At 70.7% G+C, this 15314-nt stretch carries 15 protein-coding genes and 1 tRNA gene; 9 read left to right on the top strand and 7 right to left on the bottom strand.

Annotated features, from left to right (window positions below; translation table 11 throughout):
- The first annotated feature begins 57 nt into the window (after positions 1-57).
- The 3 genes from QYS60_RS07870 to QYS60_RS07860 all read left to right on the top strand — a co-directional run bounded on the left by QYS60_RS07870 (position 58) and on the right by QYS60_RS07860 (position 2162).
- Positions 58-792: a Clp protease N-terminal domain-containing protein gene (locus QYS60_RS07870; protein WP_289377679.1), complete on the top strand. Its 735-nt coding sequence runs from the start codon at positions 58-60 to the stop codon at positions 790-792.
- 90 nt (positions 793-882) lie between these two features.
- Complete coding sequence (locus QYS60_RS07865; protein WP_371382856.1) at positions 883-1638, top strand: hypothetical protein; 756 nt, start codon at positions 883-885, stop codon at positions 1636-1638.
- A gap of 17 nt (positions 1639-1655) precedes the next feature.
- Complete coding sequence (locus tag QYS60_RS07860; RefSeq protein WP_371382855.1) at positions 1656-2162, top strand: nitroreductase family deazaflavin-dependent oxidoreductase; 507 nt, start codon at positions 1656-1658, stop codon at positions 2160-2162.
- A gap of 38 nt (positions 2163-2200) precedes the next feature.
- Here QYS60_RS07860 and QYS60_RS07855 read toward each other — a convergent pair.
- A tRNA-Arg gene (locus tag QYS60_RS07855) sits at positions 2201-2273 on the bottom strand.
- Positions 2274-2637: 364 nt separating this feature from the next.
- Here QYS60_RS07855 and QYS60_RS07850 point away from each other — a divergent pair.
- The 3 genes from QYS60_RS07850 (at position 2638) to QYS60_RS07840 (ending at position 6152) form a co-directional block, all read left to right on the top strand.
- Positions 2638-3411 carry a neutral zinc metallopeptidase gene (locus QYS60_RS07850; RefSeq protein WP_235157268.1) on the top strand — a complete coding sequence of 258 codons (774 nt, stop codon included), beginning with the start codon at positions 2638-2640 and terminating at the stop codon, positions 3409-3411.
- 317 nt (positions 3412-3728) lie between these two features.
- On the top strand, positions 3729-4553 hold the full coding sequence (locus tag QYS60_RS07845) for a M23 family metallopeptidase (RefSeq protein WP_289377676.1): 825 nt from the start codon (positions 3729-3731) through the stop codon (positions 4551-4553).
- Positions 4554-4628: 75 nt separating this feature from the next.
- Entirely contained in the window at positions 4629-6152 is a 1524-nt protein-coding gene (locus QYS60_RS07840; protein ID WP_371382854.1) for a glutamate-cysteine ligase family protein, read from the top strand.
- Here QYS60_RS07840 and QYS60_RS07835 read toward each other — a convergent pair whose 3' ends face one another.
- From QYS60_RS07835 to QYS60_RS07820, 4 genes are all read right to left on the bottom strand, one after another.
- Entirely contained in the window at positions 6153-8438 is a 2286-nt protein-coding gene (locus QYS60_RS07835; RefSeq protein ID WP_371382853.1) for a M28 family peptidase, read from the bottom strand.
- A gap of 74 nt (positions 8439-8512) precedes the next feature.
- Positions 8513-9736, bottom strand: coding sequence for a globin domain-containing protein (locus QYS60_RS07830; RefSeq protein WP_371382852.1), 1224 nt, complete (start codon positions 9734-9736; stop codon positions 8513-8515).
- A gap of 54 nt (positions 9737-9790) precedes the next feature.
- Positions 9791-10231, bottom strand: coding sequence for an Rrf2 family transcriptional regulator (locus tag QYS60_RS07825; RefSeq protein ID WP_371382851.1), 441 nt, complete (start codon positions 10229-10231; stop codon positions 9791-9793).
- Between the two features lie 66 nt (positions 10232-10297).
- Positions 10298-10750, bottom strand: a complete 453-nt coding sequence (locus QYS60_RS07820) for an HPP family protein (RefSeq protein WP_003937727.1) — start codon at positions 10748-10750, stop codon at positions 10298-10300.
- Between the two features lie 147 nt (positions 10751-10897).
- Between QYS60_RS07820 and QYS60_RS07815 the strand changes: the two genes are divergently transcribed.
- The 3 genes from QYS60_RS07815 (at position 10898) to QYS60_RS07805 (ending at position 13929) form a co-directional block, all read left to right on the top strand.
- A complete protein-coding gene (locus QYS60_RS07815) occupies positions 10898-11848 on the top strand; it encodes a universal stress protein (protein ID WP_371382850.1) in 951 nt (316 codons plus the stop codon).
- A gap of 91 nt (positions 11849-11939) precedes the next feature.
- Positions 11940-12980, top strand: a complete 1041-nt coding sequence (locus tag QYS60_RS07810) for an LLM class F420-dependent oxidoreductase (protein WP_054373078.1) — start codon at positions 11940-11942, stop codon at positions 12978-12980.
- A gap of 46 nt (positions 12981-13026) precedes the next feature.
- Entirely contained in the window at positions 13027-13929 is a 903-nt protein-coding gene (locus tag QYS60_RS07805) for a universal stress protein (RefSeq protein WP_054373055.1), read from the top strand.
- 118 nt (positions 13930-14047) lie between these two features.
- Here QYS60_RS07805 and QYS60_RS07800 read toward each other — a convergent pair whose 3' ends face one another.
- Positions 14048-14326 (bottom strand): hypothetical protein, encoded by a 279-nt coding sequence (locus tag QYS60_RS07800; RefSeq protein WP_054373056.1) that lies wholly within the window; start codon positions 14324-14326, stop codon positions 14048-14050.
- Complete coding sequence (locus tag QYS60_RS07795) at positions 14323-15276, bottom strand: acyl-ACP desaturase (RefSeq protein ID WP_289380937.1); 954 nt, start codon at positions 15274-15276, stop codon at positions 14323-14325. The genes QYS60_RS07800 and QYS60_RS07795 overlap by 4 nt, the downstream gene beginning before the upstream one ends.
- Positions 15277-15314 lie beyond the last annotated feature (38 nt).

The raw sequence follows: 15314 nt of genomic DNA, 5'->3' as shown, positions 1-15314 counted from the left end.
TGGGGTCATCGTCAACCGAACGTTGACGAGAGTCATGCGTCAACCTAAGGTTGACGCATGACGAATCCGATCCCCATGAGCAATCCCGTGCGGCTGGACGACCTCATCGATGCCATCAAGAAGGTCCACTCCGACGCCCTGGAACAACTGGCCGACGCGGTCCTCGCCGCCGAGCATCTCGGAGAGGTCGCCGACCACCTGATCGGCCACTTCGTCGACCAGGCCCGTCGCTCCGGCGCGTCCTGGACCGACATCGGCCGCAGTATGGGTGTTTCGAAGCAGGCAGCCCAGAAGCGTTTCGTAGCAAAGGGTTCCGCAGATCTCGATCCCGAGCAGGGCTTCAGCCGATTCACCGAAAGTGCCCGGAACGTCGTCATGGCGGCACAGAACGAGGCTCGGGCGGCCGGTAATGCCGAGATCGTCCCGGAACACCTCGTACTCGGTCTGCTGAGCGAGCCCGGTGCCCTCGCGATGCGTGCGCTCCTCGCACAGCACGTGTCGCCGGAGGCGGTCCGTCGTGCCGTGGGGGAGGCGCTGCCGCCGGCCACCGGGGACGTGCCCGACCTGATCCCCTACGACGCGCGCGCCCGGAAAGTACTGGAACTGACCTTCCGGCAGGCGCTGCGGCTCGGGCACAACTACATCGGCACCGAGCACATCCTCCTCGCCTTGCTCGACCACGAGAACGGCGGCGGGGTTCTCGGCGGTCTCGAGGTGGACAGCGCCGCCGCCGAAGCGTACGTCGCCGAGGCCGTGGCAGCGGAACAGGCGGCATACGAGTCGTCCGAATGAGCAGATAGCGATCCGCTCTGCGGCAGGAAACCGCCTCCCCGGCCTGCTCTTCGATCTACCGTGGAGTCGAGTCGGCCGAGAGGGGGAGCAATGACCTACCCGCTCGTGGAGAAGACCCGGGAACGCTCGGAAACCGGACGGCATCTCGCGATCGAGGACTACACGAAGACGCCGTCGCTCTGCCGTCACGGGGTGTGGGTCGGCCGGCAGATCGATTTCTCCGAAACCGTGCTGATCTCCTTCGAGCACGACCCCGAGAATCTGTCGATCGGCTGGATCGTCAACGGCGCGGCGATCGTGCCGGCAGGCTACTACGCGCCCTGTCAGGGAGCGCCGACGATCCGGTACCGGTGTCCCGGGGACGGTAGGAACCTGCACACCATTTCGTTGACGAGCACGCCCGGCAGCGACCAGGACTGTGTGGACCTGCAGGTTGTGTTCACGCGTCCGCCTCAGTGGAATCCGCTCGAGTACGGCCCCTCGACGAGGGTGTGCCTCCGGGGGCGGGTCGTCGAGTGGCCGTGGTACCTGCTGCAGCAGGATCAGGAATGCTGGGAGCGGTTCCGGAACGTCTTCGAGAAGTACGTGGTGGTACCCCGTCCGGTTCCCGCTCCGCCCGGCCCGGTGGAGCGGTGGTTCGCAAGCCTTCGCGGCGACGAATCCGTGACGGTACGGGCGTACCTGGACACTGTCGAGCAACTGGACCCCGCTCGGGACGGCGATCTCCTCGCGGAACTCCGTGCCGACCTCGCAGCGAGGTTCCTCCGGTGGGCGAACTCCGCGGACGGACCGGACACCGACCGCCGCTCGGCGCCACGCAGTGCGCCGGGCCGAGATTCCCCATGAACGACGAGGGCAGGGCTGTGACCGACCGGGCCGTGCTCCGGCGAGTGGCGGAACGGGTGTACGACGGCACGGTGCTCGTGGTCGACACGGTCTTCACCGTGGTACGTGTCGCCGTGTGGCGCTCGCGCTGGAAGCCCGCCCTGAATGCCGTGCGCCGGTACAACAAGTTCGTCCTCAACCCGGTGATCCTGAAGAGGGGAGGGGCGACGGTCACCGCGGTGCACCACGTGGGTCGCAGCTCCGGGAAGGCATACGTCACCCCGGTATGGGCGGAACGAGCCGGACAGTCGTTCTTCATCCATCTGCCCTACGGCACCGACGTCGACTGGTGCCGCAACGTCCTGGCCGGTGGAGGCTGCATCCTCGAGCAGGACGGCGAGCGCTACGACGTCGTCGCTCCCGTGATCGTGCCCGCGGCCGAAGCGGAACCGCATCTGTCACCGGCATCGAGAAGGATGCACCGCCTGTTCGGCGTCCGGTCGTACCTGCGGCTCGACGTCGCCTCCGAAGCGAAGGTCGACTGAGCGAGCGCCGACAGCAGAACTCGGCCGGTGTTCTCGTGTGCCCCCGGCAGGATTCGAACCTGCGACACCGGCTTTAGGAGAGCCGTGCTCTATCCCCTGAGCTACGAGGGCGGCGCGCGGTGAACCGGTTCGATTCGATGCGCGGTGTGAGTGTAGCCGGGATCGTGGTGCCGGTGTGCAACGGTCGCAGACCAGCGGCGCAGTGGTCGCATCCGGCCGCTCCGCCTGACCGAATGTCACATGCCGTCGATCCAATCGAACCCATGTGACATTCGGTCGGGCGCATCCGGCTGCGGTCGGGCGCATCCTGGCGGCGGCAGCGGGGCGGCATCCCGGCGGAGGTGTGGCCAGTGCTCCCGGGGGTGGGAAACGTCCCCCTCGGGGTGACGGGTGCAGCCCGAAGAGTCCTGGAACGAGGCCCCCGCACGCCGGAGGGTGGATCCGCAAGCCGAATCCTCGTCCCCCGGGAGTGCTCATGCCTCGTTCCGTTTCGCGCACGATCCGTCTCGCCGCCGTGGCCGTTGCCGCCGCGGTGCCCGCCCTCGGTGCCGTCGCTCCGGCCGCCGCGGAGGACGAGGCTGCACTGCAACAGCTTTCACCCACGGCGGAGTGCCCGTTCTCTGCCGAGAGCACCGGGCAGTACACGACGGAGATGATGGGACCGTATGTGCAGTGCTTCCTTCCCTCGATCGAGTCGTGGATCGATGCCACCTACACGGACATGCCGCATCCGACCGCCTACTACGCGGTGGCTGCGGGGACGTCGGGGGAGGCGGCGCCCGGCTGCGCATACAACGAGAACTCGCTGATGTACTGCGCGGCCGACCGCAGCCTCTACATCGGCGAGAAGGCGGCGGCGGAACTGGTGAACGGCTACGGGGAGATCGCCGTCGCTGCGGTGCTGAGCCATGAGGTGACGCATCACTTCCAGACGATGCTGGCGCTGCCGCAGCCCGATCCGGCAGAACCCAACAGCGCCATCCCGTACGAGAACCAGGCCGACTGTGGCTCGGGCGCCTTCGTCGCGTACTCCGAGCGCGACCTCGGCGTCACGATCGAGCAGGCCGACCTGGCGTCCCTGGGACGGGCGTTCGCCGCGGTCGGTGAGGACAAGGGGCCGGAGCGCACTCACGGCACCGTCGAGCAGCGCATCCAGGCATTCGACACCGGCTATCTCAGCCCCTCGCCCACGCCGTTGCTCTCGTGCGTCGACTATGTCCCCGACGCGCCCCTCGCGTATGTCGGCTGACTCGACAGGCGCACCGCTGTGATCACAATCACATAACCGGAGTCGTCCGCCGACGGTGGTCCGGACGCGCGACGCCGCGTCCGGGTCCGGTCGGCGTGCGCGCCGTCCCGGCCGAACGGGAGGGCGGGTTTCCGCTGTTCGCGAGGCCGGAAACGCGCGACGGTCGCCGACGGTACCGCGGCGTCGACCGTCCTACCCAGGGCGACGGTGTCCGAAACGTAACGCTGGCGCTGCCCTATATCGTTTTGTTACTTTGAGTCGCCAGAAACGGCCGGGGCACACTCGGCGCGCAACGGACGACGGATGAGGTAGCAACTGTGGGACGGCACCAGCGGGCAGGCGACGAGGCGACCACCTTCGAGATGGACCTGCCCGGTGCGTCCTCCGGCCGCGGCCGGCACCGCGTCGAGCCCACCGGCCCGTCGGCACCCGTGAAGGCCGCAACCGTGGCCGCCGCCACCGGCGCCTTCTTCGCCGTCGGCGCGCAGCTCACCGCCGGCACGGCCAGTGCCGCACCCGCCCCCGCTCAGACCGGCACCCTGCCGTTCGAGGTGCCCCAGGGACTGCTGCCCGAGGGCTTCGAGCTTCCGCAGCTGCCTGGCGCGCCCGCCCCCGCCGACGACCACGGCCACGAGCACGCCGCCGCTCCCGCCCTGCCGCCGGAGCTCGGCACCCTGGTCGACCAGTTCGCCGCAGGCCAGGGCTGGCTGAACAACCTCAACCCGGCCAAGCCCGCCACGGTGCAGCCCGTCTCGGGCACGCTCACCTCGGAGTTCGGTCCCCGCTGGGGCAGCCACCACGGCGGCATCGACATCGCCGCCCCGATCGGCACCCCCATCAAGTCCGCCGCCGACGGCACCGTCGTCGACGCCGGCGCCGCCTCCGGCTACGGCCAGTGGGTGCGCATCCTCAACGACGACGGCACCACCGCCGTCTACGGCCACGTGGACACCTACCAGGTCAGCGCCGGCCAGCGGGTCACCGCCGGCCAGCAGATCGCCACCGTCGGCAACCGGGGCTGGTCCACCGGCCCGCACCTGCACTTCGAGGTGTGGGATCAGGCCGGGGGCAAGACCGACCCCAACGCCTGGCTCAGCACCCGCGGCGTCGTCGCCGACTGGAGCAGCTACCGCGCCGTCTGACGCTCGCCCCCACCCGTGGTCGCTCGGCCGCTAGGCTGACGAATCATCACCTAGCGGGGAGAGGGACACGGCTCCATGGGCACGCAGATCAAGGCTCGCTCCTTCACCCGCGCCGACCGGCGCGAGTTCCGCACCAAGGTGCAGGCCTGCCTGGCCGCCCTCGATCGGATGCTGCGCGACGGCGCCTTCACCGATGCGCGCGAACGTCCGGAGCCGCTCCTGGGCATGGAGATCGAGTTCAACCTCGTCCAGGACGACATGGAACCGGCCATGTGCAACCTCGAGGTGCTGCAGGCGATCGACGATCACGCCGTGTTCCAGACCGAGCTCGGCCAGTTCAACGTCGAGATGAACGTCGATCCCGGGCCGTTCGCCGGTGACTCCGTCCTCGACATCGAGAACTCCCTGCGCGAGTCGCTGCGCCGCGCCGACACCCGGATGCACCGGCAGGACGCCCAGCTCGTCATGATCGGCATGCTGCCGACGCTCGAGCTCGCCCACCTCGACCGGGAGCGCATCACCGCCAATCCGCGTTACGAGGCCCTCAACGAGCAGATCTTCGCCGCGCGCGGGGAGGACATCGAACTCGATCTCGACGGCGTGCCTCTCCCAGGCCGTGACGGCGCCGCCGAACAGCTGCGGGCCGATGCCAACTCGGTCGTGCCGGAGGCGGCGTGCACGTCGCTGCAACTGCATCTGCGGGTGGCCCCGGAAGACTTCGCCGAGCACTGGAATGCCGCCCAGTGCCTGGCGGGGGTGCAGGTGGCGCTCGCCGCCAACTCACCGTTCCTCGCGGGCAAGGCGCTGTGGCACGAGAGCCGGATCCCGCTGTTCGCGCAGGCCACCGACACCCGCACCCAGGAGCTGAAGAACCAGGGGGTGCGTCCGCGGGTGTGGTTCGGCGAGCGCTGGATCGACTCGGTGACCGACCTGTTCGAGGAGAACTCGCGGTACTTTCCGGCACTGCTTCCCGAGGTCTCCGAGGTCGACCCGCTCGCCGAGCTCGACGCCGGACGGACTCCGGCGCTGCGCGAACTGCAGATGCACAACGGCACCATCTACCGCTGGAACCGGCCCGTCTACGACGTCGCCGACGACCACCCGCACCTGCGGCTCGAGAACCGGGTGTTGCCGGCGGGCCCGACGGTGCTCGACATCATGGCCAACGCCGCGTTCTACTACGGGGCGCTGCGGGCCCTCGTCGACGCCGATGTGCCGCTGTGCCGGTTCATGAGCTTCGATGCCGCGCGCGAGAACCTCGGGATCGGGGCCAAGTACGGTCTCGACGCACGACTGTACTGGCCCGGACTGGGGTGGGTCGGGGCCGACGAACTCGTGCTGCGCCGGCTGCTGCCGATGGCGGACGCGGGGCTGACCGCCTTCGGTCTGTCGCAGCAGGCGCGGGACAGGTACCTGGGCATCATCGAGGGCCGCTGCCTGAACCGGCAGACCGGTGCGGCGTGGCAGCGCGCGCAGGTCGTCGAACGGGAGGACGCCGGCGCCGACCGGCGCACCGCCCTCCACGGAATGATGCGCGACTACATCCGGAACATGCTCAGTGGCAAGCCCGTTCACGAGTGGCCGCTCGGCGCGGTGTGATCACAACCGGACGGTGCGGGTCACCGCGACTGCCGGGGTGACCACGGCCCGGTCGTCCGGCGCGCGGTATCCCGGGACGACCGTCAACTCGTCGGTGACGTCGGCGACGTGCAGCACGGTCGCACCGGCGCGTGGAACGACGGTCAGCCGCACCTCGATGCCCTCGGCCGGGGTCCCGGAGAACAGGAACCCGAACGGCGCGGCCGGTGCGGCGTTCCGGCCGGCCACCGTGGCCTCCCGCACCTCCGCGGTCGTCTCGTCCACCCACAGCCCGACCGTCGACGCCCCGCGCGGTGACGTCAGCCGCAGCGTCAGCGTCCGCTCGTCGCCGTCGGCGACGTCCGCGACGACGTCGAGCCCGGGCGCGGGCAGCGGCGCGGCCGGTGCCGGGCCGTGCGCGAACCTGGTCTCGCTGCGCCACGGGAACGCGTCCGGCAGGGTGGCCGGCGCCTCGGTCAGCAGGGCGCGGCTCCAGTCCGACGCGGGGGCGCGCGGCGAGGCCCACACGGCGGCGCCGGTGTCGGCGTTCAGTGCGTACAGCAGCTGTTCCTGCCGGGGCGGGGTGGCGCCGTCGCGGTTGACCCAGCCCCCGACCGGCGCGGCCACCACCACGAGCGCCGCGGCGGCGATCGCGGCGAACCGCAGCTGCGACGGGTCGCCGGCGGCGTCGACGAGCGGCAGCGCCAGCGCGAACAGCACCGCGACGAACACCCCCGCGAGCGGCGCTCCGGTGAGCAGGCCGGCGTCGAACGAGGCTACCGCGCCGGGCACGAGCACCACGACCGCCGGCACGGTCCCGGCAACCGTCACGGGCACCCACCACCCGCGCTGGTCGGCGGGCAGCCGGTCCACGACGAGCGCGGCGAGCGCGGCCGGTAGCGCCGGCAGGACCAGGACGGTCGCGACTCCCAGGAAGGGCAGTGCGGCCACGGCGGTGACCGTGACGGCGAGCAGCGCACCCGTCGCGAACGCGGCAGGGCCGACGCGGCGGCGCACCGCCGGGTACGCCGCGAGCAGGACGGCGACGGCCGCGGCCACCGCGGCGACCTGATACGGCACCGGCCGGTACGGTTCCCGCAGGACCGCCGAGGCCTGCCCGGGGGCGATCCGCAGCGCGAGCCACCACGGGACGAACGCCGCGCCCGCCGCCGCGGTCGCCACGGCGATCGAGATCACGCCCGATGCCGCGAGACGGCCCGCCGAGGCGGTGCCGTCCCGGATCCGCCGGGCCACGAGAACCCCGGTGGCGACCGCGAGCAGCGCGGTCAGCGCGATCTCGAGCCAGCGGGGGTAGTGCACCGGTCCCCAGGCCAGGGTGACGACGACGTCGTCGCCGCCGGAACCGAGTTCCGCCAGGTCGATGGACGAGAATCGCTGCGCCGCAGCGAGGGTCGTGTCGCCCATGTGCTGCAGCGACGCGGTGTCGAGCCGGTCCGCGGTGTCGAGGGGGCTGTGATAGTAGGCGCCGCCACCGGCGACCGCGGTGTCCGCGGCGTGCAGGCCGGCCTCGGTGAGGCGACGGAAGTCGGTGTCGTTGGGCAGCAGCTCGAACGCCGTCTGGGTGAACGAGTCCGCGGTCGTGCCGGGCACGTCGGCCAGCACATCCACGAGACCCGCGTTGGGGGAGGAGATCCGGAAGGTGACGGGGACGCCGCCGTTCCCGCGGGCCTCGTGGTTGAGCACCACAGTCGGCCGCGCGCCGGCCGGTTGCCGCCTCGCGTACTCCTCGGCGCCGAGCAGGCCGCGTTCCTCGCCGTCGGTGACGAGCACCGTCACGTCGTTCCGGGGACGGGGGGCGGCGGACAGGGCCCGGGCCGCCTCGAGCACCGTGGCGATCCCTATTCCGTCGTCGCCCGCGCCTGGGGAACCGGCGACCGTGTCGTAGTGCGCGGCGAGCACGACGGAACCGGTGGGGTCGGTGCCCGGCAGGGTGGCGACCACGTTGGCGACCCGGCCGCCGCGCTGGGTGCCCTGCACGGCGGCCGCCGACCAGCCGACACCGTCGTCGACGCGGACGGACCAGCCGAGCCCGTCGAGGACACCGACCAGGTAGTCCCGCGCCGCGGCGTGGCCGGCCGAGCCGGGCGGGCGCGGCTGCGAGGACACCGCCTCGACGTGCGCCGTCGCGCGGGCGGCGCTGAACTCGGTGGGCGCGGTGTCGGCCGGTGCGGGCTCCACCGGGGTCCGCAGCGTGGCCGCGAGCGCGACGAGGAGCAGCACGAGCAGTCCGATCCGGGCGGGACCGCGGGGCGTGTCCGCACGGGCGGGGACCGCGACGTCGTCCATGCGAGCGAGCCTAGCGCCGGATCGTGGAGACGACCGTGCCCCGGCTGCGGGGCCGGGGCACGGTCGGACGGGACTCAGGCGGTGGGCGCCCAGCTGTCCGGGCCGAACACCTCGTAGTGGATGTTCTCGGCGGGCACGTTGCGCTCGATCAGGGCCTCGCGCAGCGAGAGCATGAACGGCAGCGGACCGCACAGGTACGCCTTGGTGTTCGGGTCGAGCGGCAGATCGGACACGTCGGCCCGGCCCACGCGCACGGTCTCGAGCGGTTCGCGGGCGCCGAGATCCTCGTACCAGCGGTGCACCTCGGCGGACGGGATGCGCTCGACGAGGGTCGCGAGCTCCTGCCGGTGTGCGTGGTTGGCGACGGAGCGGTCGGCGTGCAGCACCGAAACCTTGCGTCCATCACCGGTTTCCGCGAGATGCGCGAGCATGCCGATCATCGGGGTGCAGCCGATGCCGGCGGAGGCCAGCAGCAGCGGAGCGCCGTCGTCGGGCAGCACCAGGTCGCCGAACGGGGTGGTGACCTGCAGGTCGTCACCCTCGAAGACGTTGTCGTACAGGAAGTTCGACACTTCACCGGCCGGCGCGACCGTGCCGTCGGGGGTGGAGGTCGCCAGGATCCGCTTGACGGTGATGCGCCAGTCCCCCTGCGACGGCGCATTGGTCAGGCTGTACTGGCGGATCTGGCGGGCACCGTCGGGGAGCTCGACGCCCACCGAGAGGTACTGGCCCGGGCGGAAAGTGGGCAGCGGGGCGCCGTCGAGCGAGGTCAGGACGAACGAGACGGTGTCGGCGGACTGGTGCCGGCGCTCGGCGACCCGGACGGTGCGCCACACGTCGCCCGGTGCGACGCCTGCGGCCTTGTACAGGTCGTCCTCGAGCTTGATGAGGGTGTTGGCCATCAGCCAGTACAGCTCGTCCCAGGCCGCGGCGACCTCGGGGGTGACGGCCTCGCCGAGCACCTCCACGATGGCTTCGAACAGGTGCTTGTGGACGATCCAGTACTCGTCGGGCTTGATGCCGAGGGAGGCGTGCTTGTGCGCGATGCGCGACAGGATGGCCTCGACCCGGGCGGGATCGGGGTCGAGCTGCAGGGTCGCGAACGCGGCGATGGAGCCGGCGAGGGCCTTCTGCTGTTCGCCCTGCTTCTGGTTGCCGCGGTTGAACAGGTTCCGCTCGAGTTCGGGGTGCGCGGCGAACATCTTCTTGTAGAACAGGGGGGTGATGTCGCCGATGGCGGCGCCCACGGCGGGGAGGGTGGCGCGGACGACTTCCTTGGACTCGGCTGAGAGCGGCATCGTGGACTCCGTTTCGATCGGGCTGGGCGGGTTCACGGGCTGTGAACCCGGCGGTCAGACGGCGGGGCGGGTGAGTTCGAGCAGGACGGTGCGGGTGGGCGGGCGGGCGAGGTCGGCGACGGTGACACCGTCGAGGGTGGTGTAGAACGCCTCCTGGGCGCGCCGCAGTGCGCCCCGGAGGCTGCACCCGGCGCGCAGCGGACACGGCTTGTCGCCCTCGCAGGTGACGACCTCGTCGTCGCCTTCGAGTTGCCGGGCGAGCCATCCGACGGTGGCGGACCGGCCGAGCTCGGTGATGGCCAGTCCGCCGCCGCGGCCGCGGCGCGTCGTGACGACGCCGAGTTCGCTCAGTCGTGCGACCACCTTGGTGGTGTGGGCGTACGACAACTCCAGTTGCTCGGCAACGCGTCTGGTGCTGGGGGAGCTGTCTGGCGCGGTGGCCGCCAGGTACATGACAACTCTCAGTCCGAGATCGGTGAACTGGGTGAGTTGCATGACTCGAGACTAGATAATTGTCATCCCGGATGACAATTTAATGTGACGCAGATCGCTTCCCGGTCTTCAGCGCTCGAGCAGGGGAAGGATATTGCGCCAGCTGACGATTCCGATCGGCCGGCCGTCGCGCACCACCGGCACGGACCGCAGCCGCATCTGCAGCATCGCCCGCGCGATGTCGAACAACTCCGCGTCCGCGTCGAGGGCGACGGGCGGCAGCGCCACCGCCCGCACCGTCAGCGGCCGGCGGATCGCGCTCACGATCGGCTCGGGCAGATCGGCGTACACCGACAGCCGCGCCAGATGCGCTCCCGCCAGGGCCTCCTCGGTGATCAGACCGCACAGGCTGCCGTGCTCGTCCACCACCGGAAGCGTGGTGAAACCGTTGCGCGCCAGCACCTCCCCGGCCCGCTCCAAGGTGGCGTCCACCGTCACCGCCAGTACCGGCGTGCTCATCACGTCCGCCGCGCGGACCTTGCGGGCCGCGGCATCCGTCACACGGATCGGTCCACCGGACATGATGCGCCTCCTCTCCTCACGATTGTGGCCGAATCCACCCCGCCGGACCAGTGGCTCCGGACTTCCCGGAGAAGGACCAAAGACCATTCCTGCCTCAGGGGGAGCGGGCTAACCTCGACCCCGAGGACGATCCCTGCGACGAGAGCGGTGACCGACGTGAAGTTCCCCGGCAGCAAGACGCACCACGAGCCCGCGCACGACGAGTCGGTGCGGTCGAACACCGTGGTGGTCGGGATCGACGGCTCTCCGGCCTCCGACGACGCCGTCCGGTGGGCCGCTGCGACCGCCGCCGACCGCGGACTCCCGCTGCACATCGTGCACGCTCTGGACTTCGCCCCCAGCGGGTACAGCGGGGCGCCGTTCATCCAGACCGCACAGGTCTTCGAATGGATCGAGGACGAGGGCAAGACGCTGCTGCAACGGGCCGAGGAGGTCGCCCGCACCGTCGCCCCGGCACTCGAGATCACCACCCGTCTCGCCGCCACCGGCAGCGCCCGCTGGCTCATCGACCTGTCCGCTCACGCGCGCATGCTCGTGCTCGGCTCCTCCGGCACCGGCCGGGTGGGCGAGGCCCTGCTCGGCTCCACCCCGGTCGCCGTGGCCAGCCACGGTCGGTGCCCCGTCGTCGTCGTCCGGGGCGAGGCTCCGGAGTCCCTGCCCGACACCCGGCCCATCGTCGTCGGGGTCGACGGCAGCACGCTCAGCGAGAAGGCCGTGCGCGCGGCGTTCGAGGAGGCGGGTCTGCGGGGCGTCGACCTCGTCGCGGTCCACGTGTGGAGCGACATGCGGCGCGGCACGTTCGACGAGGCCGTGGAGGTCTCGATCGATCCCGACGCGTTCGCGGAATCCGAGCAGGCCCTGCTCGCCGAGCGCCTCGCCGGGTTCCACGATCGCTACCCCGACGTGAACGTGCGCCGCGAAGTGTACGTCGACGGGCCGCGCGCTCACCTGCTCGCCTGGTCCGAGAAGGCGCAACTGCTGGTGGTCGGCAGCCGCGGACGTGGCGGATTCACCGGCATGCTGCTCGGGTCCACCAGCAACTCGCTGATCCGGGACGCACACTGCCCCGTGATGGTCGTGCGCCCCGACGAGTCCTGAGGATCGGTGCCGCGCCCCGGCGGTAGGGTACCGGGAAAACGGTACGAGCGTGCCCGTCCGGGCACGCACCAACGGATCACGGGGTATGCCGATGCGCATCGGGATGGGACTGAACTACAGCGGCGGCTTCGCCGAGACTGCGGCGGAGGTGGCCGATCTGGAACGGGCCGGCCTCGACATCATCTTCGTGCCGGAGGCGTACTCGTTCGATGCGGTCAGTCAGCTCGGCTACCTTGCGGCCAAGACCGAACGACTCGAGCTGGCCTCGGGCATCTTCCAGATCTACACCCGCACGCCGAGTCTGACCGCGATGACCGCCGCGGGCCTGGACTACGTCTCCGACGGCCGCTTCGTCCTGGGGATCGGTGCCTCCGGCCCGCAGGTCATCGAGGGATTCCACGGCGTCAAGTACGACGCGCCCCTCGGCCGCACCCGGGAACTCGTCGACATCTGCCGTCAGGTCTGGCGCCGGGAGAAGGTCCAGTACCAGGGCAAGTACTACCAGATCCCGCTCCCGCCGGAGAAGGGCACCGGGCTCGGCAAGCCGCTCAAGCTCATCAACCACCCGGTGCGGGAACGCATCCCCGTCCTGATCGCCGCGATCGGCCCCAAGAACGTCGAGATGACCGCCGAGATCGCCGAGGGCTGGGAGCCGATCTTCTTCCATCCGGAGAAGGCCGCCGACGTCTGGGGCGAATCCCTCGCGCGGGGCAAGGCCAAGCGCGATCCCTCGCTGGGCGACCTGCAGGTCTACGTCGGCGCCGCGCTCGCCATCGGTGACAACGTCGACTTCCTCCTCGACTTCGTGCGCCCGCACCTGGCGTTGTACATCGGCGGCATGGGTGCGAAGGGGAAGAACTTCTACAACGATCTCGCCGTCCGCTACGGCTACGCGAAGGAAGCGGAGACCATCCAGGATCTGTACCTCGCCGGCCGCAAGGAGGAGGCGGCCGCGGCAGTGCCGGACGACCTCGTGCGGGCCGTCTCGCTGATCGGCCCCGAGAGCTACGTCCGGGAGCGGGTCGCCGCGTTCGCCGAAGCCGGCGTCACCACCCTCACCGTCACCCCGATCGCGGAGGACACCGCCGGCCGGGTCCGACTGATCGAACAGCTGCGGGAGATCTGCAACTGACGCCCGAGAGAACCGGGCCGCCGGCCCGCCGACAAAGGGGACACCTATGACCGATACCCAACCGATCGTCGTCGCGGTCGACGGATCCGACGCGGCCGCCACCGCGGTGATCTGGGCGACCCGCGCCGCCGCGGCCCGTGCGTTGCCGCTGCGCATCGTCACCGTCGTGCACATCCCCGCGTTCTACTACTCCGAGCCCTACCTCGCGGAGAGCTTCCACGAGGAGATGAAGGAGACGGCGCGGGCCCGGCTCGACAGCGCCGAGGTGCTCGCCAAGCGCATCGCCGACGAGCAGGGCCCGGTCGAGATCACCACCGAGCAGATCGAGGGCAAGATCGTCCCCACCCTCGTCGAGGTTTCACACCGTGCCGACACCATCGTGCTCGGCTCCCGCGGACTCGGCGAGGTCAAGGGGCTGCTCGTCGGCTCCGTCACCCTCGGTCTCGCCTCGCACGCCCACTGCCCGGTCGCGATCGTGCGCGGCCGCACCCTCGACGGGGCGCCGCCCTCCGACGGCCCGGTCGTGGTGGGTGTCGACGGTTCCGAGGCGTCGGTGCGCGCCGTCGAGGTGGCGTTCGCCGAGGCGTCCGCCCGCAAGGCCACGCTCGTCGCGGTGAACGTGTGGAGCGACGTGAGCGTGCAGCCCTCCCTGGGCGCGGTGCCCGAGGATCCGCAGTGGAGCCGGATCCAGACGGGCGAGGAGGTCGTGCTCGCCGAGAACCTCGCCGGGTTCCAGGAGCGCTACCCGGACGTCGTCGTCGAACGCGTCGTCGCGCGGGACCGGCCGGTGCGGGTGCTGAGCGAGTACGCCGAACGCGCCCAGCTGATCGTCGTCGGCTCCCGAGGTCGTGGTGGTTTCAAGGGCCTGCTGCTCGGGTCGACCAGCAACGCGCTGATGCAGACCGCCGACTGCCCCGTGCTGATCGTCCGGCCCGACGGCGAGAAGTAGCCTTCCCGTTCCGGCTGCGCCGCATGTGGTTGCGCGGCAGGGTGCTTCCCGCGCGCGTTCTCACGCGCGCGGGAAGCACCGCAGCGCGCGACCGCCGGGAACGTACCCGGACCGCGAGTCAGCCGAAGTCGTCGAGGCCACGCTCACGCAGTTCGCGCCAGACGTCGGCCGGATGGATGCCGCGACGGACCGCGTCGTTCTCGATGAGGACCCCCAGCAGCACCGAGCTCAGGTAGGCGACGTCCTCCGGGCGGTGGGTGCTGCTCTTGGCTGTCAGCCAACCGGACACGTCGCCGCGTTTCGCAGCGCGCGCCATGTCCAGAACCGAGCCGAAGAGCTTGCTGTCCGTGGTTCCGGCCAGGGGGTTTCCGGTCCCGGGCTCGCGCACGCTGGTCATGCGCTCGCCCCTGCGTGTTCGCCCCGCCGGGCCTGGCGCGCGAGCGCGCGGTCCCGGGCCTCCTCGAACCGCTCGGCCTTCGTCCGCAGATCGGCGAGGAAGACGTCGAGGTCCTCGCGCAGCTGCTCGCCGCGGCCGCCGAAGTCGGTGCGCTCGAACACCCGCCACTTGCGGAGCACCGGGAGCACCACGTCGTCGAGGTGCTGGCGCAGGTCGTAGATGCCGCCCTTGGCGATCAGGACGGCGTTGCGCCGGAAGTTGGCCATCGACGCACCGGGCATCCGGAATCGGGTCAGCACGCTCATGATCGCGTCCAGCGTCTGGTCGGGGGCCATGTCGAGGGCGCCGTCGACGATGTTGCGGTAGAACATCATGTGCAGGTTCTCGTCCGCGGCGACGCGGGCGAGCATGCGGTCCGCGATCGGGTCGCCGCACGCCTTGCCGGTGTTGCGATGCGAGACCCGGGTCGCCAGTTCCTGGAAGGTCACGTACGACACGGACTCGAGCATCGATGTCGAACCCGGGTCGAACCCGGTGGTCATGTGCGCCATGCGCGCGTTCTCGAGTGCGACGGGGTCCACCCCCCGGGTGACCACGAGGTAGTCCCGCATGACGACGGAGTGCTTGTTCTCCTCGGCCGTCCAGCGCCCCACCCACGTGCCCCACGCCCCGTCGAGGCTGAAGTGCTCGGCGATCTCGCGGTGGTAGGAGGGCAGGTTGTCCTCGGTGAGCAGGTTGGTGATCATCGCTGCCTGCGCGGTGTCGGACAACGCGGACTGGGTGGGATCCCAGTCGGTGCCGCCGAGGGCGGCGAAGTTGCGGCCCTCGTCCCACGGAACGTAGTCGTGCGGATGCCAGTCCTTCGCCGTCGCCAGGTGGCGGTGGACGTTGTCCTCGGCGATCGGCTCGAGCTCTCGGAGCAGCTGCAGGTCCGTGAGTTCCCTTGTCACAATGATGTTTTCCCTCTCTGGTGGGTCGCGGCGCCCCC

The sequence above is a fragment of the Rhodococcus sp. GXMU-t2271 genome (genome assembly GCF_041414735.1).
Lineage (GTDB): Bacteria > Actinomycetota > Actinomycetes > Mycobacteriales > Mycobacteriaceae > Rhodococcus > Rhodococcus indonesiensis.
This window is presented reverse-complemented; position numbering and strand designations above follow the sequence as displayed.

Coding starts and splice junctions, on each gene's coding strand:
- QYS60_RS07870 (WP_289377679.1), top strand. CDS start 58: ATGACGAATCCGATCCCCATGAGCAATCCCGTGCGGCTGGACGACCTC.
- QYS60_RS07865 (WP_371382856.1), top strand. CDS start 883: ATGACCTACCCGCTCGTGGAGAAGACCCGGGAACGCTCGGAAACCGGA.
- QYS60_RS07850 (WP_235157268.1), top strand. CDS start 2,638: ATGCCTCGTTCCGTTTCGCGCACGATCCGTCTCGCCGCCGTGGCCGTT.
- QYS60_RS07840 (WP_371382854.1), top strand. CDS start 4,629: ATGGGCACGCAGATCAAGGCTCGCTCCTTCACCCGCGCCGACCGGCGC.
- QYS60_RS07835 (WP_371382853.1), bottom strand. CDS start 8,438: ATGGACGACGTCGCGGTCCCCGCCCGTGCGGACACGCCCCGCGGTCCC.
- QYS60_RS07830 (WP_371382852.1), bottom strand. CDS start 9,736: ATGCCGCTCTCAGCCGAGTCCAAGGAAGTCGTCCGCGCCACCCTCCCC.
- QYS60_RS07825 (WP_371382851.1), bottom strand. CDS start 10,231: ATGCAACTCACCCAGTTCACCGATCTCGGACTGAGAGTTGTCATGTAC.
- QYS60_RS07820 (WP_003937727.1), bottom strand. CDS start 10,750: ATGTCCGGTGGACCGATCCGTGTGACGGATGCCGCGGCCCGCAAGGTC.
- QYS60_RS07810 (WP_054373078.1), top strand. CDS start 11,940: ATGCGCATCGGGATGGGACTGAACTACAGCGGCGGCTTCGCCGAGACT.
- QYS60_RS07805 (WP_054373055.1), top strand. CDS start 13,027: ATGACCGATACCCAACCGATCGTCGTCGCGGTCGACGGATCCGACGCG.
- QYS60_RS07800 (WP_054373056.1), bottom strand. CDS start 14,326: ATGACCAGCGTGCGCGAGCCCGGGACCGGAAACCCCCTGGCCGGAACC.